This window comes from Rickettsia parkeri (assembly GCF_051427245.1).
Classification (GTDB): Bacteria; Pseudomonadota; Alphaproteobacteria; order Rickettsiales; family Rickettsiaceae; genus Rickettsia; species Rickettsia rickettsii.
This window is the reverse complement of the sequence record NZ_CP195774.1, coordinates 747,407-771,838: the sequence shown is the minus strand read 5'-3', so window position 1 is coordinate 771,838 and position 24,432 is coordinate 747,407. Positions and strand designations below refer to the sequence as shown.

Sequence of the window (24,432 nt, the reverse complement as noted above, 5' to 3'; positions counted from 1 at the left end):
ATCTATTTAAAATTCAAGTCTTATATTTCCATAATTTGCTGAAAGTACGCTGCCCAAAATAAAAACTAATAATCTCCGCAAAAATAGTTTGATCTTCTATGCTCCATAATATATCTAGATATTCAACTAGCAGAGCAGAACTTTTTAATGATTTATATTGAACATATTTAACTCCTCCATACATTGCAAAAAAGCTATAGGCAAGCACGGGTCTTACCGAGCCATTTAAAGCATCAACCCAACTAACACCTGATTTATAAGTGGAGTAAAGAGAATATTACTCCGCCATTTCTTGTGATATGGTAAGCTCTGTAAAAGTTTTAGACTGATTAAGTTTTTGTTATTAGCAATTTGACGGTCTAAAATATTTATCTCGTGTTTTTTGTCGTTAATATCTTTATATATTTTCAAAATTTCAGGAATTATTGAACTCATAAATCCTGTTATCGCCACAAGTAAAGTAATCATAAATACCTATCTATATAAATTTTAGGATAAGTATAGCAAAGATAAGTCATTATACTAAGAAAGAGGCAAAAAGGGGCAGCATGGACTGATTATTTATGTCATTTCTGCGAAAGCAGGAATCCAGTAAAAAATGATAAAAACACAGCAAACTATATAAAAATTTAGTATATAATTAGATTAAAAAACTAGATTCCTGCTTTCGCAGAAATGACATTGAACATGTTTAATGATCCATGCAACAACGCCAATAATAGGAAAACTGCTCCACTCAACAATTACTTTAAATTAGACCAAATGCGGTTTTTTGCAATATAGAAAAAGATAGTAAATACCGCTAAAAACATCATAACTTTAAGACCCATAGATTTACGATGTTCCATTTCCGGCTCAGCTGCCCATTGTAGAAATACCACAATGTCTTGCGACATCTGCTCTACACTTGCGTTAGTACCATCCATATAGGTTACCTGCCCGTCTGTAAGCGGCGGCGGCATTGCTATTTGCTCGCCAGGGAAATAGGGATTATAATGAGTTCCCTGCATCAACTTAAAATCTGCCGGCGGTTCGGTATAGCCGGTAAGTAGCGAATATATATAATTAGCTCCGTCATGACGTGCTTTTATTATCAACGATAAATCAGGAGGATGGGCACCGTTATTAGCTGCTCTTGCTGCTTGCTCATTAGGGTAAGGAGGTACAAAACGATCAGAGGGAAGAGCGGGGCGGTCAAACATCTCACCATCATCATTAGGTCCGTCTTGTATCGTATAGCCTTTGGCAATCTCTTTTATCTCATCATCCGAAAAGCCGATATCTTTAAGATTACGGTAATATAAATTGTTTAAACCGTGGCAGACACTACAAACTTCTTTATAGACCTGAAAACCTCTTTGTGCTGCTTCACGATTAACTGTACCAAATACGCCGTCAAACGACCATTTCATCTTTTTTGGATGTAATACTTCTTCGTTGGCTAAACTTAAGCACGAAGTTAGTAGTATGATGATAGAGATAAGTAGTTTAGTTTTCATAAATTTTTTTGAGTCGTCATTGCAAGGAAAAATTGAAAATGTTGACGAAGCAATCTCAGGAGTTTATATATTATTTTATAAGATTGTTGTGTTGAGATTTTGTCTTTCCTTCCAATTTATTCTATTAATTTAATTTTTTTGTTGCTTAAACCGGCTTTAATTTGTTTTTCTCTATTTATTGCTGAATTCATAGTTGATGAACCTCATAAAATATCAATTTTTACTAAACTCCTTAATTGTATCATTTTTGTGTTGATATATTCTTTTTATTAAATTAAAAGTAACACCAGTATAGAGTATACCATTTTTCTTATTAGTTACTATAATATACTATTGGTTACTTCATAAATTTGTATAATACAAAAAACGTCATTGCGAGCAGCCATAGGCTGCACGGCAATCTCATGAAATAATAACAAACTCCTGAGATTGCTTCGTCAATTGCTATGCAATTTCCTCGCAATGACATCTCTTCGCAATGACTTAACTCTTACAACTCCTCCGGCAATGGCAGCGGTTTTTCATATTTACCTATCAGCGGCAGAGCTACTAAGACATGAAAAAAGTAATAACAAGCAGCAAAACGGCTAATGGTAATATACGGCTCTTCTGCCGGCTGCCCACCTAAATAACCAAGCAATAAACAATCTGCCATAAATATCCAAAAAGCCATTCGGTATATCGGTCTATAATTGCTACTTCTAACTTTTGAAGTATCAAGCCAAGGTAGTAAAAATAACACAAATATACTTCCGAACATTAATAGCACCCCACCGAGCTTAGACGGCATGGCTCTAAGTATTGCATAAAACGGCAGAAAATACCATTCAGGGACAATGTGGGCAGGCGTAACTAACGGATTTGCTGGAATGTAATTATCGGGATGTCCTAAATAATTAGGTTCGTAAAAAATAAAATAGGCAAATATTATGAAATAAACTCCGAAACCGAAAAAATCCTTTACGGTATAATAAGGGTGGAACGGAATAGTATCTTTAGGGCTTTTAACATCTATACCTTTTGGGTTATTTGAACCATGCTGATGCAAGGCCACTAAATGCAGCATCACTAAAGCAACAATAATAAACGGCAATAAATAATGCAGTGAGAAGAACCTATTTAATGTCGGGTTATCAACAGAAAAACCACCCCATAACCACGTAACTATGAATTCCCCTATTAACGGAATAGCGGAAAATAAATTAGTAATAACCGTTGCTCCCCAGTAGCTCATCTGCCCCCAAGGAAGCACGTAACCCATGAAAGCAGTAGCCATCATGGTTAGAAAAATGATGATACCGATATGCCAAAGCAGTTCTCTAGGTGCTTTATAAGAGCCGTAATACAAACCTCTTGCTATGTGTAAGTATACGGCGGCAAAAAACATCGATGCACCTACCGCATGAGTATAACGCAGTAACCAACCGTAATTCACGTTACGCATGATTCGCTCAACACTATCGAAAGCATGATCAACATGCGGAGTATAGTGCATAGCAAGTATGACGCCGGTGATTATCTGAATCACTAACGCAATACCGGCAATAGAGCCTAAATTCCACAAATAGCTAAGATTTTTCGGAGTTTGATAATGACTAAAATGCTTTAGGAATGCAAAAATAGGAAGACGATAATCTATCCATTCTATAATAGCATTAGGCTTTTTAGGGGTAATATCTTCATTCATAAATAATTACCCGATTCTAATTTTTTTGTCGCTAATAAAAGTGTAAGGCGGCACAGCTAAATTTAAAGGAGCAGGACCTCTTCTAACTCTACCTGAAGAATCATATTGTGAACCATGGCACGGACAGAACCATCCATCATATTCACCTTGATTAGCAAGCGGTACACAACCTAAATGCGTGCAGATCCCGATCGTCACCAGCCAATTATCATGCCCTGCTTTCACACGTGCTTCATCTGCTTCAGGATCAATCAGCTCTGACATTTTAACGGCTCTTGCTTCAGCTATTTTGTCAGGCGTACGGTTAGTGATAAAAACCGGTTTACCTTGCCATTTAACCGTAACTGTTTGACCTACCGCAATATTTGATAAATCAACCTCAATTGATGATAAAGCTAGCACGTCCGCAGAAGGGTTCAAAGAATTAACGAGAGGCCAAAGAGTACATGCTGCCCCAATTGCTGCAACACTACTAGCCGTTAGAACCATAAAATCACGACGTGTTGTTTGTTTGTTTTTATTATCTTCAGTATCCGACATATAATATTAAAGTGACATAAATTAACGATTATTATTACTACCGCTTGGGGTATTATTAAGATTATTTGGATTTTCTAGTGCTTCATAAGGATTTATTATAGGACGTTCAGCGTCTGCAGCACTATCTGCTTGTTTTGGCGTAAGTTTATTGATTTCATCTTCTAACACTTTTGCTCCTGTCCCTTCTTCATGCTTATATTCGCCAGGATCACTTAAGCAATTCCAAAAACTAACTAAACGATTCCAATTAGGACCGAGTTTTGTAGTACAATTTTGAGCAACTGCTTTAGTTGTATCTAATATCTCGACTGTAGTTTCAGTAAAATAATCTATAAACCCAATTTTTTTTAAGCCCAATACTGTATAATATAAAGTAATTAAGGAAGAAACTGCTATAATTAAATACCATTTAGTGATAATAGACCACAGAAAAAATCCCATAGGATTTGCTGCCATTAACCTTCGTAAAGCCTGCCACATATATTTTGCTCAAAAAATTTATTAATAATATTCATCTTATTTTATATCACTACATTAGTAAAAATAAAGCAAAATCACGTAATATTATAAATATTTTTAATTAAACAGGAACTCAAGAAGAATGAAATCGGTAAAAATACTAAATTAATTCCTATCATAATAAAAATTAATTGTAAGTTATTATCTTGTAATATTAAACCTGTCATTATAATATTCGGAATTAATAACGGCATGATAAACGTACCGACAAAGTTAGCATTCTTCTTAAAATAACATTGCACGCTACCGGATAACACTACTAAACTACTTGATAACACTAATATCATCCATACACTAATAAAGAAAAATATTATCTCAAGCAAAGTTTTATCAAACAAGACATAAATAATGGGTAAAACAAAAACCAGCCCTATCGTACTACTGATAAATATAGCAAAAAATTTAGCCAATATAATTTTTTCATGACTAACAATTGATAATAATAACTCTAAGCTTCCGTCTTCCAAATCAGATTTAAATATAACCGAAGAAAAACCGATTAATGAAATTAATAAACAAATGACCGCAAAAATTAAACCGAATTTGTTAATATCCCTTTCACTGTTAATTAAAACAGTACTAATTATGCAAAATAAAAAAAATATAACTAGATATTTAATTATATTATTAATGCGATTCTGCACTATCAATTCACGCTTAATTAGTACAAATAGACTATTCATAATTATTAAATACGTTGTAAATTAAGTACATAATAGCTGCAACAGTTAAACCTATACCAATTTCAACAATAACTATCGCAATATGCTGAGCAAGTAGCTTATCATTGATAAAATTTGTTAGTGCATAATAATTTAAATAATTATCGTTAAAAAAGAGTGATATTGTTCCTACAATTGCATATATTGCTACACCTAAAACCGCAATACAAACTAGCACGTTAGGAGGAAAATATCGGCTTAATTTTCGATTACCGTAAACTAAATCATAAGCAATAAGACTAGATGCAAATATAACACCTGCTTGAAACCCACCACCCGGCGAAGACTCACCGTTAAGCTGAATATATATACTATATAAAATTATATAAGGTATTATAAAACTAGTAATATATTTTATTATTGGATTTGTCATCCCGTGGCTTACCACGGGATCTTGTATCGCCTGCTGTGTCCTGAGATACCGAGATCAAGTCGCGGTATGGCATCATCAGACTTTCTTGAAAATATCAACAGCACGGCAATTCCTGCAATTAAAATTACGCTAGTTTCACCTAAAGTATCATATCCACGATAACTTGCAAGAATAGCTGCAACAAAAGAAGGTATACCTATATCTCTAGAGGTATTTTCGATATAATATTTACTTGAATGCATATGAATAGGAGCATTATCATCACCGTAATTCGGTAATTCTAGCCCCATATAAGCAAGCGTTACTACAAACAATAAACATATTAAACTTGCTGGAATAATATTAGTTCTCTCAATATTCTTTAAATCCGAAGGTAATTTACGCAACAAATTCAAATATACGCATGTTGATAAGCAAGCTCCAAGTGCTGCCTCGGTCATTGCGACATCAGGAGCATCCATAATAAGATAGGATACACCAATTAATAAGCTAAATACAGAAGCAGCAATCACTGCATTTAGTAAATCTTTAGCAAAAATTATTTTTATCGAGATTAAGATCAATAAAAAAGCAATTAAGTTAAGTAGGTAATTGCCGAGATCAAAATTTAAAGCTGTCTTTACTGTCATATGGTTATTAAAATTTAACGTCATTGCGAGGAGAAACGTAATTTCGACGTGGCAATCTTATCAAGCATCCTGAGATTGCTTCGTCAATTACTTCGTAATTTTCCTCGCAACGACGGTACTATCAGCTCTAATTTTCATAAATAAAGATGCTTTACCAAGTGCATGAGTTGCTACCGGATTTAGTATAAAAATCAATAAAGCCGCTAAAATTAATTTAACAGAGTTCACAATATCTGCTTCAATGCACGCAAAACCTATTAAGCAAATAGGCACGCCGAAACTCTCAATAACACTTGCTGCATGTAATTTAGTATAAAAATCAGGAAATCTAAAAAAACCGATTATTCCTGAAAATATAGCAAATAATCCAATAATTACTAATAAAATTCCTATATAGTATAGTGTCATTGTGTTTATCCTTTTTTCATCATTGCGAGGAAATTATGAAATAATTGACGAAGCAACCTCATGCACAAGTCCTGAGATTGCCTCACGAACTAAAGTTCACTCGCAATGACGTTTTTACTCACCTTGAGCCAAGCTATAACCTGCAACCCCGTCAAATTCAAACAGATTCTCTACTTTGATAAAATCGATATTTGCTGTGCTTAAAGCTTCAAGCAATCTTGTTATATCTAAATGCTTTATTTCTGTGCCGTCTTTATTCATAAAACGACAACACCAATGATCGGAAACAGTTTCAAACCTTGTATCACGAGGCCACAGCTTTAATCCTTTTGACGAGATTGTTTTTAACTCAAAATTACCAAGATCAAGTTTATTAATTTTATCTGCTATATCATGAGCGGAAGATACATTCATATTCACAAATATATCCGTACCAACCAATTTCTTAACTTCTTTAGTATCAATTTTATAATCTATATTGCTTTCTTGCTTCTCAGCAATTAAGGGATAATCTGCTTTAGGTAGCTTTGTCGGTAACTGTCCTAATCTTTTCGTTACTTCTGCGGCAAATTCTTTTGTACCGACTTTTTTACTAGAACTCTGCTCGTTATATATATCGGCTGTATGAACGCCATCCTCTATAGTTTTTTTCCAAGCATTTTCGATTAATGTAGCGATATCACCCTGCCCTATATGTACTAGCATCATTATTGCAGCATTTAAAAGCCCTGAAGGATTTGCGATATCTTTACCGGCAATATCGGGAGCACTTCCATGTACCGCTTCAAACATCGCATAATGCTGCCCAATATTTGCAGAACCTGCAAGACCTACCGAGCCTGAAATTTCAGCAGCTACGTCAGATATGATATCACCGTATAAATTAGAAGTTACGATAACGTCAAATATTTCCGGTTTGGTAGCAAGCCTTGCCGTCCCAATATCGATAATATAATGCGCGTTATTAATTTGCGGGTATTCTTTTGCAATCTCATTAAATACTTTATGCAAAATCCCATCGGAAAATTTCATAATATTATCTTTGCTTAAACACATGACTTTTTTACGGTTATGTTTTACTGCATATTCAAAAGCATATCTAATAATCTTCTCACATCCTGTATGACTTATCAACTTCATTGACTCATACATATTATGCGTTTGACGGTATTCTATACCTGCGTATAAATCTTCCTCATTCTCACGTATAATAGTTAGGTTCAAATTTGGATGTAATGTTCTAGTAAAAGGATGAAACGAAACGGCAGGACGAATATTAGCAAAAAGCTGTAATGTTTTACGAATCGTGACATTTAAACTTTTATATCCTCCACCTTGCGGAGTAGTAATCGGGGCTTTAAGTATAATACCGGTGCGTTGTATTGATTCCCAGCTTTCCTCGCTTATGCCTGAAGTATAATGCTTCTTGTAAAGCTTTTCACCTACTTCAATGGTTTCTAAACGAATACGAGCCTCGGCTTTACGTAATATATAAAGCACTGCCTCCATTATTTCAGGACCTATACCGTCCCCGTATGCAATTGTAATCGGTGTAAATTCTGCCATATTAAATACTCTCTTGTTTATATCATTCCCGCGTAGGCGGGAACCCAGTAAAATCTATAAAAACTAGTTTTTATAGATTTATTTTATCAAATATGTAACTTCTTGTATCAATATTGAAGTTATTTTTCTGGATTACCACCTACGCGGGAATGACACACAAAAATCCATAAAATACTATCAATAGTTTATCGTTACTTCTTTTAATCTCTCATTCAACATAAAAGTCACTTCGGAAGTTATATTCAAATTATTTTTGGCATATAAGACTTGAGCACTTGGAATTACCAAATTAAGGTTATATTTCTCGGCAAGTTCACTAATTATTGTAATAGTTGTTTCATGGACTCTACTCATAGCCTCAGCGTGGGCTTGTTCAAGCTTTGTTTTCTTAATCTGAATTTCTTTTCTAACGTGGCTAACTTTTGCATTAAATTCGTTTACTTTATGCTCAAATTCAGTTTCACTTAAATGAGAACGCTCATTTAGCAGCTTCTCTTCCAGCGGTTTAAATTCTGCTTCTTTTGCAGCAATATTCTCTTGAATTTTATGATTAAGCTTTTCGATTTTATTACGCAAATCTTTTATAGCGATCGAACCTTCCAATATAGATTGTACATCAGCAACAGCTACTCTAACTTTAAAATTATCTTCTTTAATTGGCACATTTTGTGCCTCCGTAATCGTTGAGAAATTTATTATGAATATGCATAAACATAATATTCGATATATCATCCTTTGATCCTTTTAGGTTAAACGGTATCGGCTAGAATTGTCATCCCGTGGCTTGACCACGGGATCTTGTATCACAGGCAGTATCCTGAAATTCCGCGATCAAGTCGCGGGATGACATTCAAGATGACTGGATTCCCGCCTACGTGGGAATGACACTGGAGCAACACCCTTATTAATCTAAGAATAAATAATATCAAGCAATTTGTCTATAATTAAAAACTTAACCTTTACCTAACATTGGCACATTCCCACCTCCCCATGGTATATATTCGCCATCTGAATAATAATCACTAGAAATAGGTTCAAACGAAATAGCTTTTATTGCTTCAGGACTTAAATAGGTACTCTCTCCATCACTAAGCAAAGGTTCAGTAGCCGGTTCTTCTAGCTCAACATAAATTTCATGCTGTTCATTTCATTAAATTCATATAAAAAAAGCTTCATGAATATGCTCTGTTCCTTTGTTCTTAACCAAAACTACTGTAATACCATAATCTTTTGCAGCACTGACAGTTATTTCGGTATGATTAATTATTTCTCTTATATATTCTTTTTTAGTACAATTTTGTATTTCTTCAAAATTATTAGAAGGTAAAGCTGATTTTATATAAATTTTTGCTGCATCTTCCTTTCCTAGTAACCTTGCTAATGCATATTTTACAGCATGAGGATAATCATTAAATGATGCTATAGCTATTTTATGACCGGATAATATAATATTCTTAAAAAGGCGTGCTATTTGCTCTTCATTTTCCAACCTAAATTTTCATTATCTAGGAATTTCTCCATCAGCTCTATAGAAAATTTTTGCTCAAGCCTAACTTTTTCTTGCTCTCGTTCTTCATAGGAGCTAAAAAAGCGATGTTGTATATTACGTACTATTAAACCTCCTAACCTCTCTCCGATATAATTATGCGAATGTCCAACTAAAGTATTGTCACAATCAAATATAAATAAAACTGTATTATCGTTCATTAATTTCTCTTATTTTAAAGTTTAAAAATTCTTAGTAATTTTTATTCTACAGTTAAATCCATTTCTTTTTCAAGAACTTATATTCCAATTTTTGGTATTTTAGTGTATAATACGAAAAACTATTGTAAACTTGTGAGAATTTTTAAAGATGACATCTATTCGTAATATAGCAATTATTGCCCACGTTGATCATGGAAAAACTACGCTTGTTGATAACATGCTTAAACAAAGCGGAACATTTAGAGCTAACCAAGCAGTTGCTGAGCGTGCTATGGACTCTAACGATCTTGAGCGTGAGCGTGGAATCACGATACTTGCCAAATGCACTGCTCTTATGTGGAACGATATCCGTATCAATATAGTTGATACGCCAGGACACGCCGATTTTGGCGGTGAAGTAGAACGCATCCTTAGCATGGTTGACGGTGTAGTACTACTTGTCGATGCATCGGAAGGACCAATGCCGCAAACAAAATTCGTGCTTTCTAAAGCGTTAAATCTCGGCTTAAAACCTATTGTCGTTATTAATAAAATCGATAGAGATGACCAAAGAATTAAAGAAGTTATCGATGAAGTATTTGAGCTATTTGTGGCACTTGAAGCAAACAACGATCAGCTTGACTTCCCTATAGTTTATGCATCAGGTAGAGCAGGTAGAGCATCTTTAACCTTTGATGATAAAATTAATCCTTTAGACAATTTAGCAGATGATTTAGCACCGCTTTTCGACCTTATAGTACAGCATGTACCAAAACCCTTAGCCGATGACAAAGCACCGTTTTCTATGCTTGTTACTACTAGAGAATATAACTCTTTCTTCGGTAGGGTTTTAACAGGTCGTGTACAAAGCGGCACTGTCAAAATTAACCAAAACGTAAAAGTATTAAATCGTGAGAATAAAGTACTTGAAACCGGACGTATCACTAAAATATTAGCCTTTAGAGGCTTAGAGCGAATCGCTATAAATGATGCTACAGCCGGCGATATTATTGCCGTAGCAGGCGTTGAAAACGCCAACGTTGCCGATACTATCTGCTCCCCTGAGGTAACCGAGGCCGTACCGTCTCTACCTATCGATCCGCCGACTTTATCCATGACTTTTAGCGTTAATGACTCACCGCTTGCAGGAAGCGAAGGGACAAAAGTTACGTCGAGCTTAATTGGAGCTAGGTTAATGCGTGAGCTTGAAAGTAACGTTGCCTTAAAAGTTACTGAAGCTGCCGAGAAAAATGCTTTCCAAGTTGCAGGGCGTGGTGAGTTACAACTTGGTATCTTAATTGAAACTATGCGTCGTGAAGGATTTGAGCTATCTATTAGCAGACCCGAAGTATTATTCCAAACTGATGAGAAAGGTAATAAGCAAGAACCGATGGAAGAAATCCAAGTTGACGTTGATGATGATTATGTTGGAGTAGTCGTAAAATCTTTAACACTGAGAAAAGCCGAAATGACTGATATGAGGCCGTCAGGCGGCGGTAAAAGCCGTGTTACGTTTATCGGACCGTCTAGAGGGTTAATCGGCTATCACAGCCAGTTTTTAACCGAAACACGAGGCACAGGGATTATGAATCGTATTTTCCATGGATATGCTGATTATAAAGGAAATATCGAGGGAAGACGTAACGGTGTGCTTATCTCTAACGGTAACGGGGCAGCAGTCGCATATGCTCTATGGAATCTAGAAGAAAGGGGAAAAATGTTTATAAACCCTAGTGACAAAGTATATAGAGGCATGATTATCGGCGAACATAATCGTGATAATGATTTAGAGGTAAACCCACTAAAAGCGAAACAACTGAGCAACGTTAGAGCAACAGGTAAAGACGAAGCCATAAGGCTAACTCCGCCAATGCTTTTAACGTTAGAGCAGGCAATCAGCTATATACAAGATGACGAGCGAGTTGAAGTCACACCGAAATCTATTCGTTTACGTAAAGCTCTGCTTGACCCTAACGACCGTAAAAGAGCTGCAAAGTAGATATGCCTAAAAAAGTTGACATCGTCATTGCGAGGAAAAACTGTAAGTTTTGACAAAGCAATCTCTGGAATCTTGCCTTATGAGATTGCCACGCTCCTTTCAGTTGCTCGCAATGACGAAAAAACTAAGCTAATACATTAAATACTATAATAATAAACCTTTTTAACGGCTTCTATTACATCGCTCTCACTCGGCAGAGCTAGTGTTTCTAAATTAACAGCATAAGGAAGGGGAAGATCTTTGCCGCTTACAATCTCTATCGGAGCATCTAAATAATCAAATGCTTCTTTCATAACAATAGAAGCTATACTTGCACCAACACCTGCAAAAAACCACCCTTCTTCCACTACAACTAAACGATTAGTTTTTTTCACTGATTCTATTATTGTCTCAGTATCAAGCGGTTTAATAGTGCGAAGATCAATAACCTCACAATCAATATTATCATTCTGCACAACATTTGCAGCATCTAAGGCAAGTTTTACTTGAATCGAGAAAGTTACTATAGTGACACTACTACCCTCTCTTAAAATTTTTGCCTGACCAAAGGGTATAGGCTCGATTGTTTTCGGCACGTCAAAACTATGACCGTATAAAATTTCATTTTCTAAAAAAACAACGGGATTATCGTCCCTAATAGCTGTAAGCATAAGTCCTTTATGATCTTCTGCACTATAAGGAACTACTACTTTTAATCCCGGAATGTGGGAATAGCAAGCTGTATAATTTTGGCTATGTTGTGCAGCTACTCTACTTGCTGCTCCGTTTGGTCCTCTAAATACTATCGGACATTTGACCTGCCCGCCTGACATGTAATGCGTTTTTGCAGCTGAATTAACTATGTGATCGAATGCTTGCATAGCAAAGTTAAAGGTCATAAACTCTACGATCGGGCGAAGTCCTGCAAAAGCTGCTCCGACTGCAAGCCCTGCAAAACCATATTCCGTTATCGGTGTATCAATTACCCTCTGAGGACCAAATTGCTCTAGTAATCCTTGAGTTACCTTATAAGCTCCTTGATATTCTGCAACTTCCTCGCCTATGACGAAAACCTTGTCGTCTCTTATCATCTCTTCTTGCATGGCATCACGCAATGCTTCACGTACCGTTATTTGCATTTTTCTTTTTTATTTGATTAAATTAAACGTGAACGTCATTGCGAGCAGCCGTAGGCTGCGTGACAATCTCATGAAATAATAACAAATTCCTGAGATTGCTTCGTCAAAACTTACAGTTTTTCCTCGCAATGACGCCTTAACAGTACACCTGTGTATACAACTCCCCTTCATCAGGGAGCGGTGAATTTTCTGAGAATTCTACTGCTTCTTTCACAATTTCTTTTACCGACTGTTCTATTGCTTTTAAATCCGCTTCGGTTACATATTTATTGTCGAGTATCGTTTTTCTTATTATTACCAACGGATCACGCTCTTTATATTGCTCAACTTCTTCTTTACTACGATATTTTGCCGGGTCGGACATCGAATGCCCACGATAACGATAAGTTTTTACCTCTAATATCAGAGGAAAGCTATTTTCTCTAACATACTCGGCTGCTTGCTTAGAGCCGTCATACATTTCTTCAAAATCCATACCGTCTAGCTGAAATCCTTTAATCCCAAACGATGCCCCTTTCTTATATAAATCACGCATAAAGGTAGAACGTGCTACAGACGTCCCCATCGAATATTCGTTATTTTCAATAATATAAACTACCGGCAAACCCCATAAAGCAGCCATATTAAAAGCTTCATATACCTGACCTTGATTAACGGCACCGTCACCTAAAAAAGTAAAACAGATATTATGCGTATCGTTATATTTTTCAGCAAACGCAAGCCCTGTGCCTATTGGTACTTGAGCCCCTACTATACCGTGTCCACCGTAAAATTTGTTTGGTACATTAAATAAATGCATCGAGCCACCCTTACCTTTCGAGCAACCTGTAGCACGCCCCATAAGCTCGGCAAGAACATACTTAGGCTCAGTGCCTGCTAAAATAATATGAGCATGGTCACGATAGCTAGTAATAGTGCTATCACCTTTTTGTTTAACCATATCTACCGCAGAAATTACTGCTTCTTGCCCTATATATAAATGACAAAAACCACCGATTTCTCCCATTCCGTATAACTGACCGCATTTTTCTTCAAAACGACGCAGTAGGAGCATATCTTTAAAGCTTTTTATATATTCTTCCTTTGTCGGCTTATATTTTCCTAACTTAATATCCACTAATTACTCCTTAAGACTATTGTCATCCCGTGGCTTGACCACGGGATGACATCTGTAAATTAAAAGTCACAAAATATGGTACATGATCCGAAGGTGAAGACCAATCACGTGCTTCTGATAGTAAATGCATAGAAAATAATGCACCTTTTAAATTATCGCTAACCCAAATATGATCAAGTCTTCTACCTCTGTTAGATTTTTTCCAATCTATATTTCTATAACTCCACCAAGTATAAAATTTTTCGTCAAGCGATACGAAATATCTGCTACTATCAATAAAACCTAACGCATTTTGTAGCTCTACCAATAACGAGCGTTCAATATCGGTATGACTGATAACATTTCGCAACTGCTTACTAGACCATACATCATGTTCATGCGGAGCAATGTTCAAGTCCCCAACAATAATCATTTTATCGTTTTTAGTACGGTTAGTCGTTAACCATTCCTGCATTAACCTTACATATTCGAGCTTATGCTTAAATTTTGTATTTACCTCGATATCAGGTATATCACCGCCGGCAGGAACATAAAAATTATGTATTTCTATATCATTAACTATAGCTGCTATATGCCTTTTATCACTATTATATAACTCCAATGAAAAAACATTATTCAAAGGAAATTTTGAAATAATAGCAACACCGTTATATGATTTCTGCCCTGAATATATTACATGTTCATAGCCTATATTTTTAATAACTTCAAGAGGAAATAATGAGTCAGCTACCTTTGTTTCTTGAAGTAAAATAATATCCGGCTGATGTTCATATGCTAATTTTCTTAATAAATCGATCCGTAGACGCAATGAATTAATATTCCAAGTAACTATCTTCATTAGACTTGTTGTATAACCTCCTTCTAAAGGTAATTTGTATGTCAATCCGGTACTCGCATCCTCACGTACTAAGTGTACGCTGCGGTGCTGCGTTCCGTGTTTCTTTCAAATTCCTCTTTATAAGATAGGTTACACAACAAGTCTATTTAATTTTTTATAGCTGCCCCTATTATTGCATCTCTAAAATAAATTATTCCAAGTTGATTTAAAGGATTTTTCATGTCAATTTTATCTTTTTCTTCTTCAGGAATTTTTATCATAGTATTACTGAGTATAGCAAAATAAAGATTATCAGGCAAAACATATCCTGCTTCACTTTGTATTCCAAGGGCCTTTCCCGTATAATGAATCATTAAACGCTTAGAATCAAGATCAGTAAGAAAAATACCGTAACCCATATAAGACTTACGCCCTTCTATATCTTGTGCTAAAAAATATTTAGTAGTCATAAGTTTATACGACTTCTTAGAAAGAATTTTCTCCTCATTTAATGCCCTATACCATCTAATAAGATCAACCGGTGTTGATATTATACCACCGTCAGCACAAGGAACTGCTACAAAATCAGCAGTTACAGGAGTAAATATAGGTTTATTACTATTATTAGGCGTTAAAAAATATCTTACTGGATAATTAGAACTAATAACGTTTTTCTGGATTCTAGCGGCTTCACTATATGAAGCAAAACTAGTAGATTTCATATTAAGCGGTTTAAAAAATTCATCATAAAAAAAGTTAGCTAAATCTTTTTTAGCCACCTTTTCTATAATCATACCGAGTATAACAAAATTAGTATTACTATATTTAAATTTTTTCCCTATAGATATTTCTAAAGGCTTAGAAGAAACAAATTGTAATATTTTCTTGTGAATCTCTTTCTTAGGCATATTTAAATCAAGTTTAACAAAACTAAAATATTCAGCAATACCGCTACTATGCGTTAATAAATTATGGATAGATATTTTATATGCCCAATCCGGCACTTTTCCACCCCACATTTCCGGATCAAGATATTTATAAATTTTATCGTTAATATTTAATAATGCCTGTTCTTGTAATTTTAAGATTCCCGCTGCTGTAAAAGGCTTTGTAGCAGAAGCAATAGGCATCATTTCATTTGCTTTTAATTGCTCACCATTTAAAGCAAAAATTCCTTTAGCACCGGTTAATAAAGGTTTATAATCATCGGCAAACATAAAAACGGCATTTAAAAATCTATTACTGATATATTCTTTTTCTGCTTCATTGATTCTTTGCTGTATATCTGCAAAACAATCAATACAATTAGTAATAAAAAAAAGCAACAATAAAAAATATCTACGCATCATAACTGCAACACTCCACAAACTTATCAATAGATGTCTTACATAACGCAGCTAATAAAAAGAAATTTGAAGGAGACACGGAACGCAGAACCACAGCGTACACTTGACATGAGGATTCGAGTACCGGATCGACGTACAAATTACCTTTAGAAGCAAGTTATGTAAGACGTCTAGTAAAATAAAACGGTAATTTTGCTTCTAACTTACTCTCTTGACCAAAAATTTTTTCAGATAAACATATATTATTAGCATGCAAGAACATATATTTACTATATGGCATTATTTCTTTATTACCATATTTATCATCTCCCAGTATCGGACAACCTAATAATTTAGCATGCAACCTTAATTGATGCATTCTACCTGTAACCGGCGTAAATTCAATTAAAAATAAGTTATTATCAAGTGATTTAAGTACTTTATAATAAGTAATGGCAAGTGTACCATTTTCACTATCAATATCAGTAATTTTAGGTGTACTTCCTTTACTCTTTTCTATATTACTTCTAACTTCGCCTACATTTTTAATTGGCTTCCCATAGGTTACGGCAAAATATGTTTTTACAACCAATTTTTCTTTAAAAGCATTATGAAGTTTTACACTACTTAAATAATTTTTGGCTATTAAGAGCAAACCACTTGTTTTTTTATCTAATCTATGTACTAGCTTAAAATCAGCACCTTTATAATTCAAATATTTTAATGCAGAGTCAATAGATAAATTTATTTTAGTGCCGCCTTGAGTAGCAAGACCTGCAGGTTTATTTATAGCTATTAAATTATCATCTGCATATACCAAATAATCGGTAGTAATTTTCTTCGCTAGCTTAATTTCAGCGTCGGTAAAAACTAATTTTTCAGGTTGCTTAACAGGTAAATTAAACTTATCGTTAATAAAAATTTTATCGCCGCCCTTTACTCTTAAACTCGCTTCTGCTTTCTGAGCATTAACGGTAATTTGTTTTTGACGTAATGCTTTCTCTATTACTCCTTGAGTCAATAAGGGATATAGACGTTTTAAATACTTATCTAATCTAGAAGAAATAGGAGTATTGACATCGATGATCATATTTTTAATAAATTAGGAACTTTTTATTAAAAAATAGCACCAAATTATTATAGATAAAAGGATTATAGCAAAAAGCTGATGTATAGAGGCAATTATTATAGGTACAGAGTATAAAAGAGTAATTATTCCGGTAGATACCTGCATAAATAATGCAATCATTAGAAAATACGCTATCTTATTTAATTTCGGATGCTCTATTTTTAACAAGCAAATTATCAAAACTACAACAACCAAAAATACGCTATAGCCGACTAAACGATGTATGAATTGTATAAAAACCGGATCATACCAATTTTTAAGATCAAAGAAATTATCTTTTATCTCCATCGGGATAAATCTATCATCCATTAGCGGAAAACTATTATATATCAGCCCTGCATCAAGCCCCGCAACTAAAGCACCTAAAAAAATTTGCACATATACTACAGTAATAGCAATACCGGAAAATATTAATGGTAATTTAAAATCTGTTTGTGACGGGATTAACAAAATATCACAACGATTTTTTATTAGTTGATAAAAAAGTATGTGATAAATAATTACGGCGATAATTAAATGAAAAGCAAGTCGAAAATGACTAACATACGGGCTATTCAACAAGCCGCTTTTAACCATATACCACCCTATAAAGCCTTGTACGCAAAATAACAACAAAGCAATTATATAAGGTAGCATGTCACGATTTTTTATAACATCTTTAAAATAAAAATATATTAAAGGTACAATATATATTAAAGCTGTAATTCTACCGAGTAATCGATGTATAAACTCTAACAGATAAATAAACTTAAACTGTGATAAAGTAATTCCGTAATTAACGGAGTTATATTCAGGAAAAGCTTTATATTTAGCAAATTCCGATTGCCAGCTTTCAAAACTAAAAGGCGGCAAAATACCGGTTACCGGACGCCACTCAACTATAGATAAACCAGAACCGGTAAGCCTTGTTATCCCCCCTATAACAATCGTCGCTATGACCATTATACAACTTATACACAACCATTTTGTAATTAAACTTTTCTGCACTTTTATTTTAAGTTTATGTTTTTTATCGCGTCATTACAGCATTGCTATGTCATCCCCGCGTAGGCCTTGTGGCGTGGATAGGTTTATCATTTATCATCCCGCGACTTGATCGCGGGATCCAGCTAAAAATACTAATATTATTAGTATTTTTTATTATTTTTATGGACCCCGTGGGCTTGACCACGGGGTGACATTAAGGATTACTGGATTCCTGCTTTCGCAGGAATGACATATTAGCCCTCAAATCAAGACTCTGCATTCTTTTCCGTATCTTCGACGGTATCAGAAGGACATTTCTTATTTGATGTTTTATTACGATATCTACGTTTTGTCTTTTTTGGAGCAGCTTGTGCTTCTTCTAAGCCGGCATTACTTTCTACAACTTGCACCTCTTCCACAACGCTTACGGTTTGCTCCACCGATTCTTCTGCCTCTAAACTCTTATCTTTTACTTCATTAGCAACATTATTACTATTATTAGCTGTTTTCCATTTATGTTTATTTTTGCGTAACTGTTCTTTTTTCAGATCTTCTTCAGTATAATCGGCATTATGATTCTGAATTACCGGCTTAACAGAATTAAAATTATTGTTAGTTTTCTTAAACAGCTTCACTTTTTCAATCGAATAACTATCTGATGTAGCATTAGGATCGGAATAAAAATTAAGCTTTATATTATATTTTTCTTCAATAAATTTTATCTCAGCACGTTTATTATTAAGTAGATAAAGAACTGAAACGATATTGGTAAAAACATTTATTACATCAATTCTTTCTTCAAAAATTTCATTCTCTATAGTACGTAAAATTAACATAGCATTAGCGTCACTTGCTCTAATGACTCCTTTACCGTTACAATGAGAACAAATTGCCGAATTAGTTTCTAAGAAAGAAGAACGTAATCTCTGCCTTGAGAATTCAAGTAGTCCAAACTGACTAATATTACCGGTTTGTATACGAGCACGATCACGACTTAAAAACTCTTTAAAGGATCGTTCAATAATTTTACGATTCTTAGCTTCGCTCATGTCTATAAAATCAACAACTATCAAACCTGATAGATCTCTAAGCTTTACTTGCTTTGCTACTTCTTTGGCTGCTTCTAAATTAGTTTTTAGTGCCGTTTCTTCAATATTTTGTTCAGAAGTTGATTTACCGGAATTTACATCAATTGCAATAAGAGCTTCCGTGGGATTAATAACGATATATCCTCCTGAAGGTAACGTCACTACAGGCTGATATAATTTAACTAATTGCTCTTCTACTTGAAACTTAGTAAATATAGGAGTTTTACTTTTATGCTCTTTCAGCTTTACAAGCTCTGAAGGTAATAAATCCTGCATAAATTTTGAAGCATCTGCATAACCCTCTTGTCCTTGAATTACCACCTCTTTAACATTGTGATCGCACATATCACGTATGGTTTTACGTATTATACTATCTTCCTCATGAATAAAACACGGAGCCGGAAATTTAATAGTACTTTTACGAATTTTATTCCATAACCTTGCTAAATAATTATAGTCTTTCTTTAAATCTAAGGTGCTACTTCCTCTACCTGCTGTTCTAACAATGACGCTATAAGCATTTTTGTCACCGCTTACTATTTTATTTAAAATATCTTTCAGTCTTTTTCTTTCTTCCCCGTTTGATATTTTACGCGATATACCGTTTTGCGAACCTTTATTAGGCATTAAAACACAATATTTACCAGCCAAGGATATATAAGTAGTAAAAGCGGCGCACTTATTTCCTCGTTCTTCCTTAGTAACCTGCACTAATAATATTTGGTTTTTTCTTATTACTTCTTGAACTTTATATTGTTTATATTGCGGAATATTTGACTCAGGGGTACCGCTTTGAATCATTTCAATATCATCAGCCGCTTCTAAATTAAGTTCTGACTGGAATGTACTCTCTACTAAATCTTCTATGGTTTTTAGGTCAATTTCTTCACTATCAACCAAAGAATCATATATAGCAGCCGGTTTCTCTTTATCATCCTCAACCGTAATATTTGAAAGAGCTATTTCAGGAAAAGCATTAACCGGAAAATTTCTCTCCGAGGTAGGCAAATTGTAATAGTTAGGATGGATTTCACTAAACGGTAAAAAACCGCTTTTATCCATTCCGTACTCTATAAAAACAGCTTGTAGCGACGGTTCTATTCTTGTAACTTTTGCTAAATAAATGTTACCTTTATTTTGTTGTCTTACGGTTGTTTGAAATTCAATATCTTCTATATTGTTGCTTTGTCCTAATAAAACTACTCTTGTTTCGCTTGGAAAATTAGCATCAATTATAATCTTTTTATTCATTTATCTTGCTCACTAACTTGAAGAACAAATAATTAATATAATGCTTGTATCTTAAGAAAAATCATTGTTTATCTTGTATTAATTTATTTAAATAGATAATTTATCTATGAGTAAAGAGCAAAAATGAAATTCTAGATAAACTTCAAATAACACCTCTTTAAAATACTAAAAAATATATTATTATTTTTCTTACATTAAAATATTTTCATATTATTTAATTCATTAATTTTTTTTAAAATTCAACAATAATTATATACAAATTACAAATAAGACTACCATACTTGATTAAAAGCTGATAATCTAATAACTATCCATATATACTTAAATAATGGAATTATGAATCTCTTTAATTTTTAAGATAATAATCTTAATCATTATAATTATGAGTTATATACCATGTATTTATGTTTAGCAAACACTTAATTTATGACTTTAAAAAACGATTACAAAACTATTTTTTTCTCACTTTTGGGAATATTTATTTTTTCCTGTATCAATGCTATAAATTTTTATAATTTTAAAATCTTTTTACTGCTAAATAAAAATCTAGGCGGAGAACAAATAAATCATATCAATCAAACTAAATTTATAGGTTCGATAATCGCAGGCTTTGCCTTAACACAGTTAATTAATAAGTTAAGTAATCAAAAAATTATTTTAATTAGCTTATCTTTATTAATTATTTGTACAATAAACCTAATTTTATTAAATAATTATACTCTAATTAAAATTAATTTTATTGTAATTAATTTTGGAACATTTTCATATTTCACTTCTATAACATTAGACATTATTGAGAGTAGCAAAGAAAAGAAATATTTTTTTTTAGCTTGTATAATGTTGTTATGGGCGGGTGGAAACTTAATGGTAGATTTATTAAATCCATTTATAACACCGACAAATAATACTATAGTAATTTGTGCATTGTTATATTGTATCAATATACTAACCGAATTTCTGCATTATAATCCTACATCTCATAAATTAAATTTAAATTCCAAATTTTCATCCTTAATAAAAAATGTCGAATTACAATTATTGACAGGCTTCGTAGTTGCTTATGTCACCTTGGATATATTATGGTATTATGAAGCTTTTGCATTAAAGAAAGAATTAGCATTAATTAATTTAAGACTTATACTAAAATATATTTTTCTAGCAATATGTTTTTCTATAATTCCTATATGCTATATATTAAGCAAAGTAAATAAATATTTGGCTAATTTATCACTAACTATAATTCTGCTCGTCTGCTTTATTTTACTACCGCTTCATGGAACTAATAAAAACCTTAATATATTATATATAATACTAATCGGTAGTTGTTTAGGATCCATTTATATTTGCAATATTTTAATACTAATTGATAAATTTAGGGATTACGAACTTAGAACAGCTTTATTTTCGTATTTTTCAATGTGCAGCATCGGTACATATGCCGGAGCTTTATCATCTCATGTACCTTACGGCACTATTAACGGCAGTGATTTCTTATTTTCTATTTTTGCCGTAGTCGGTAGTTTTGTAGCTTATCATTTTTGGTATTTTATTAAGTATACATTATATAGATTTTAATAAGACTCTTGCATAACTTGCTAATAAAGGTAATTTGTACGTCGATCCGGTACTCGAATCCTCACGTTACTTGCGTGTACGCTGCGGTTCTGCGTTCCGTGTCTCCTTCAAATTTCTCCTTATTAGCAAGTTATGCAAGAAGTCTTATACTAACAGACGAAGATCAACTTCAAAAAGAGCAAGGAATCCACAAGGTGAGGAGCGGCGCGTATAATTAATACGTGAGTATCGCAACTCTTGTAGGATGACACAGCCAATTTTTGAAGTTCATCGAGTATATGTGTAATATTCTGTAACATACTATAACTTGTATAATTTGGCATTAAATATTAATATCTAAATATATTTTTACAATGCCTAAAATGCAGCAAAGTACATTATTAAAACCGGTTAGTTGTTACGGAATCGGGGTCCACTCAGGAAAACGTACCCAGTTAACTATAGAGCCCGCTAAAGAAAATACCGGAATTATATTCATTAGAACCGATATATCTTCTGAAAATAATTATATTGAAGCTAGCTATTTCAATGTTTCCGATACCTTGTTATCTACCACTATCAGTAATGATCATAAAGTTCAAATTTCAACAATTGAACATTTAATGGCAGCACTTTGGGGATGCAGCATTGATAATGCAATTATTAAAATTGACGGTCCTGAAGTACCAATTATGGACGGCAGTAGTAAACCTTTTGTGTTTATGATTGAGTGTGCAGGAAAAAAATTACAAAATGCTCCTAAAAAATATCTAAAAATTTTAAAAGATATAAAAGTAGTTCATAAAGATTGTGAATTATATTGTACTCCTTCCGATCACATGACTGTAGATTTAACCATTGATTTTAGTAGTAAAGCTATAGGCAGACAAAATCTAAGTTTTAGGGCTCAAGAATCTTTTACTAAAAATATTGCGGATGCTAGAACCTTTGGCTTTATAAGAGATGTTGATTATTTGAAAAGCAAAGGGCTTGCCCAAGGTGCCTCATTTGAGAATGCTATAGGAATAGATGAGCAGGATAAAATCTTAAACCCAAACGGCTTACGTTATGAAGATGAATTTGTTCGCCATAAACTATTAGATTTATTCGGTGATTTATATACCAACGGCACTAGCATTGTAAGTGCAATTAAAGGCTACAAAACTAGCCACGCTCTTAATAATGAACTATTGCATAGAATATTTAGCGATACTACCTCTTACAAATTTGTAACTAGCAGTGAGTTATAATAATCATTTCATATTGTTAAATTTCGCTTTCTTTTTTGCATCCTTTTTAAATTTTCACTTTTTGTCCTTTTTATTTCAGCATTATTAACTTTATCTTTATCCATAGCTTTAGTTAAAGGATTATATCCTTCGGCTTTACTAGGATTTTCATAAAATGGATTCATTACATTTTTAATATCTTTAACATAGCTCTCTTTGCTATTATCCATTGTTATTTTATTTTCTCTAAAAAATTCTTCTAAACCGTTTCTTTTTATTTCAGAATTAAAACTGCCTATTATTTCTCGAAATTTTTGTATTGTTTGGTCTTTATTCATACTCCAATAATTCTTATCCGTTATTAATTTTTTTAAAGCTAATGTTTGCAATACTTGATTCTTAGTATAATTCTCTAATTGTTCTAAATTTTTATATATAGGAGTATCTTGTTTTTTATATTCTTCATTTATATTTAATTTAAATATTGCTTTTATTTCTATTTTTTCCTTTTCAGTAAGACCGTCGATAATTAATGATGCGGTCGTAACTACACCGTAACCCGTAGCTTTTAATATATCAAGCACATTACCGCTCGCACCTTTAATAATAGAAGCGGCCCAATTTGCGGCTCCACCTAAATTATTGCCAAATATTCGTCCTGTACTTTTCAATTTATTTACATTTAACTCATACTTATCTTGAGTAGCATCCTTACCTGCCGTTTGCGGCGTATATAATTCATTTTTCAAAATATCTTTTAAGCTCGGTTCTAATGATAATATATAATCTTGCTGACTTTTAGCATTTCTGTTATGTACTAATAAATTATTCTCTTTATGAAGTTTACGCAAATCATGCACTTTCAAAGTCTCATTTACAGCTTGAATTCCTACGCTAACTCCTGAAACAACAGCTACAGCTATAATTATCGGTGATATAGGAGTAAAAAGTCCAGAAACTGTAATTGCTATAGAAGCTATGGAAACTGCATAACTTAAACTATTGCTAAATAATATTTTACCGATTTTACTTTGTCTAAAACTAGTCCAATAAGATTTTAACTTATTAAATATTTTTCTCACCCTTGATTTTTTTGACATTTATTTTTTTCTCCAAAGAACAAATATTTTTATAAATTTTTCTTTTATTTATTTAATTAACTTCTCTTACAACTGAAATTATAGTATAAATTCTAATAAAAAAAACAAAA

The 24,432-nt window shown here is 33.3% G+C and carries 24 protein-coding genes and 4 pseudogenes; 4 read left to right on the top strand and 24 right to left on the bottom strand.

Annotated elements, in window-relative coordinates; genetic code table 11:
• Positions 1-13 precede the first annotated feature (13 nt).
• The 14 genes and pseudogenes from ACSFFC_RS04355 to ACSFFC_RS04290 all read right to left on the bottom strand — a co-directional run bounded on the left by ACSFFC_RS04355 (position 14) and on the right by ACSFFC_RS04290 (position 9,650).
• Positions 14-184: a hypothetical protein gene (locus ACSFFC_RS04355; protein ID WP_016769997.1), complete on the bottom strand. Its 171-nt coding sequence runs from the start codon at positions 182-184 to the stop codon at positions 14-16.
• A gap of 559 nt (positions 185-743) precedes the next feature.
• Positions 744-1,499: a cytochrome c1 gene (locus ACSFFC_RS04350; RefSeq protein ID WP_012719530.1), complete on the bottom strand. Its 756-nt coding sequence runs from the start codon at positions 1,497-1,499 to the stop codon at positions 744-746.
• 213 nt (positions 1,500-1,712) lie between these two features.
• The gene (locus ACSFFC_RS04345; protein WP_231282994.1) at positions 1,713-1,799 is read right to left on the bottom strand and encodes a GIY-YIG nuclease family protein; all 87 of its coding nucleotides are present in this window, start codon (positions 1,797-1,799) and stop codon (positions 1,713-1,715) included.
• A 190-nt stretch (positions 1,800-1,989) separates the two neighbouring features.
• Positions 1,990-3,186 (bottom strand): cytochrome b, encoded by a 1,197-nt coding sequence (locus ACSFFC_RS04340; RefSeq protein WP_014410504.1) that lies wholly within the window; start codon positions 3,184-3,186, stop codon positions 1,990-1,992.
• Positions 3,187-3,192: 6 nt separating this feature from the next.
• Positions 3,193-3,726, bottom strand: coding sequence for a ubiquinol-cytochrome c reductase iron-sulfur subunit (gene petA, locus ACSFFC_RS04335; RefSeq protein WP_014410503.1), 534 nt, complete (start codon positions 3,724-3,726; stop codon positions 3,193-3,195).
• A 21-nt stretch (positions 3,727-3,747) separates the two neighbouring features.
• Positions 3,748-4,206, bottom strand: coding sequence for a DUF2670 domain-containing protein (locus ACSFFC_RS04330; RefSeq protein ID WP_014410502.1), 459 nt, complete (start codon positions 4,204-4,206; stop codon positions 3,748-3,750).
• 74 nt (positions 4,207-4,280) lie between these two features.
• Positions 4,281-4,928, bottom strand: coding sequence for a heme exporter protein CcmB (locus ACSFFC_RS04325; protein ID WP_014410501.1), 648 nt, complete (start codon positions 4,926-4,928; stop codon positions 4,281-4,283).
• A pseudogene (locus ACSFFC_RS04320) lies at positions 4,921-5,993 on the bottom strand (DUF4040 domain-containing protein). The gene ACSFFC_RS04325 and the pseudogene ACSFFC_RS04320 overlap by 8 nt, the downstream one beginning before the upstream one ends.
• A 63-nt stretch (positions 5,994-6,056) precedes the next feature.
• On the bottom strand, positions 6,057-6,377 hold the full coding sequence (locus tag ACSFFC_RS04315; RefSeq protein ID WP_014410499.1) for a Na+/H+ antiporter subunit G: 321 nt from the start codon (positions 6,375-6,377) through the stop codon (positions 6,057-6,059).
• 114 nt (positions 6,378-6,491) lie between these two features.
• Entirely contained in the window at positions 6,492-7,943 is a 1,452-nt protein-coding gene (locus ACSFFC_RS04310; protein WP_014410498.1) for an NADP-dependent isocitrate dehydrogenase, read from the bottom strand.
• 177 nt (positions 7,944-8,120) lie between these two features.
• A complete protein-coding gene (locus ACSFFC_RS04305) occupies positions 8,121-8,675 on the bottom strand; it encodes an OmpH family outer membrane protein (protein WP_010977007.1) in 555 nt (184 codons plus the stop codon).
• Positions 8,676-8,895: 220 nt separating this feature from the next.
• Positions 8,896-9,039: a hypothetical protein gene (locus tag ACSFFC_RS04300; RefSeq protein WP_014410497.1), complete on the bottom strand. Its 144-nt coding sequence runs from the start codon at positions 9,037-9,039 to the stop codon at positions 8,896-8,898.
• A 60-nt stretch (positions 9,040-9,099) separates the two neighbouring features.
• Entirely contained in the window at positions 9,100-9,432 is a 333-nt protein-coding gene (locus ACSFFC_RS04295) for a hypothetical protein (RefSeq protein ID WP_014410496.1), read from the bottom strand.
• Entirely contained in the window at positions 9,411-9,650 is a 240-nt protein-coding gene (locus tag ACSFFC_RS04290; protein WP_014410495.1) for a hypothetical protein, read from the bottom strand. The genes ACSFFC_RS04295 and ACSFFC_RS04290 overlap by 22 nt, the downstream gene beginning before the upstream one ends.
• A gap of 148 nt (positions 9,651-9,798) precedes the next feature.
• On the opposite strand from ACSFFC_RS04290, the gene typA reads away from it, so the two are divergent.
• Positions 9,799-11,628, top strand: coding sequence for a translational GTPase TypA (gene typA, locus ACSFFC_RS04285; protein WP_014410494.1), 1,830 nt, complete (start codon positions 9,799-9,801; stop codon positions 11,626-11,628).
• Between the two features lie 137 nt (positions 11,629-11,765).
• On the opposite strand, the gene ACSFFC_RS04280 is transcribed toward typA, so the two are convergent.
• The 5 genes and pseudogenes from ACSFFC_RS04280 to ACSFFC_RS04260 all read right to left on the bottom strand — a co-directional run bounded on the left by ACSFFC_RS04280 (position 11,766) and on the right by ACSFFC_RS04260 (position 16,029).
• Positions 11,766-12,746 (bottom strand): pyruvate dehydrogenase complex E1 component subunit beta, encoded by a 981-nt coding sequence (locus tag ACSFFC_RS04280; RefSeq protein ID WP_014410493.1) that lies wholly within the window; start codon positions 12,744-12,746, stop codon positions 11,766-11,768.
• A gap of 136 nt (positions 12,747-12,882) precedes the next feature.
• Positions 12,883-13,863 (bottom strand): pyruvate dehydrogenase (acetyl-transferring) E1 component subunit alpha, encoded by a 981-nt coding sequence (gene pdhA / locus ACSFFC_RS04275; RefSeq protein WP_004996289.1) that lies wholly within the window; start codon positions 13,861-13,863, stop codon positions 12,883-12,885.
• 22 nt (positions 13,864-13,885) lie between these two features.
• The gene (gene xth, locus ACSFFC_RS04270) at positions 13,886-14,701 is read right to left on the bottom strand and encodes an exodeoxyribonuclease III (RefSeq protein WP_014410492.1); all 816 of its coding nucleotides are present in this window, start codon (positions 14,699-14,701) and stop codon (positions 13,886-13,888) included.
• Positions 14,702-14,713: 12 nt separating this feature from the next.
• Positions 14,714-14,832, bottom strand: a pseudogene (locus ACSFFC_RS04265) (palindromic element RPE1 domain-containing protein); the annotation flags it as partial.
• Between the two features lie 15 nt (positions 14,833-14,847).
• Entirely contained in the window at positions 14,848-16,029 is a 1,182-nt protein-coding gene (locus tag ACSFFC_RS04260; RefSeq protein WP_014410491.1) for a serine hydrolase domain-containing protein, read from the bottom strand.
• A gap of 44 nt (positions 16,030-16,073) precedes the next feature.
• Between ACSFFC_RS04260 and ACSFFC_RS04255 the strand changes: the two are divergent.
• A pseudogene (locus ACSFFC_RS04255) lies at positions 16,074-16,202 on the top strand (palindromic element RPE1 domain-containing protein); the annotation flags it as partial.
• On the opposite strand, the gene ACSFFC_RS04250 reads toward ACSFFC_RS04255, so the two are convergent.
• The 3 genes from ACSFFC_RS04250 to ACSFFC_RS04240 all read right to left on the bottom strand — a co-directional run bounded on the left by ACSFFC_RS04250 (position 16,184) and on the right by ACSFFC_RS04240 (position 20,439).
• Complete coding sequence (locus tag ACSFFC_RS04250; RefSeq protein WP_045817006.1) at positions 16,184-17,095, bottom strand: RluA family pseudouridine synthase; 912 nt, start codon at positions 17,093-17,095, stop codon at positions 16,184-16,186. The pseudogene ACSFFC_RS04255 and the gene ACSFFC_RS04250 overlap by 19 nt on opposite strands.
• Before the next feature lie 12 nt (positions 17,096-17,107).
• Entirely contained in the window at positions 17,108-18,121 is a 1,014-nt protein-coding gene (locus tag ACSFFC_RS04245) for a COX15/CtaA family protein (protein WP_014410489.1), read from the bottom strand.
• A gap of 245 nt (positions 18,122-18,366) precedes the next feature.
• Complete coding sequence (locus ACSFFC_RS04240; protein ID WP_014410488.1) at positions 18,367-20,439, bottom strand: Rne/Rng family ribonuclease; 2,073 nt, start codon at positions 20,437-20,439, stop codon at positions 18,367-18,369.
• A 426-nt stretch (positions 20,440-20,865) separates the two neighbouring features.
• On the opposite strand from ACSFFC_RS04240, the gene ACSFFC_RS04235 reads away from it, so the two are divergent.
• The gene (locus tag ACSFFC_RS04235) at positions 20,866-22,014 is read left to right on the top strand and encodes an MFS transporter (protein ID WP_014410487.1); all 1,149 of its coding nucleotides are present in this window, start codon (positions 20,866-20,868) and stop codon (positions 22,012-22,014) included.
• Positions 22,015-22,026: 12 nt separating this feature from the next.
• Here ACSFFC_RS04235 and ACSFFC_RS04230 read toward each other — a convergent pair.
• A pseudogene (locus ACSFFC_RS04230) lies at positions 22,027-22,141 on the bottom strand (palindromic element RPE1 domain-containing protein); the annotation flags it as partial.
• A gap of 235 nt (positions 22,142-22,376) precedes the next feature.
• Here ACSFFC_RS04230 and lpxC point away from each other — a divergent pair.
• Positions 22,377-23,243: a UDP-3-O-acyl-N-acetylglucosamine deacetylase gene (gene lpxC, locus ACSFFC_RS04225; RefSeq protein ID WP_014410486.1), complete on the top strand. Its 867-nt coding sequence runs from the start codon at positions 22,377-22,379 to the stop codon at positions 23,241-23,243.
• Positions 23,244-23,251: 8 nt separating this feature from the next.
• On the opposite strand, the gene ACSFFC_RS04220 is transcribed toward lpxC, so the two are convergent.
• Complete coding sequence (locus tag ACSFFC_RS04220; protein WP_014410485.1) at positions 23,252-24,322, bottom strand: hypothetical protein; 1,071 nt, start codon at positions 24,320-24,322, stop codon at positions 23,252-23,254.
• Between the last annotated feature and the right edge of the window lie 110 nt (positions 24,323-24,432).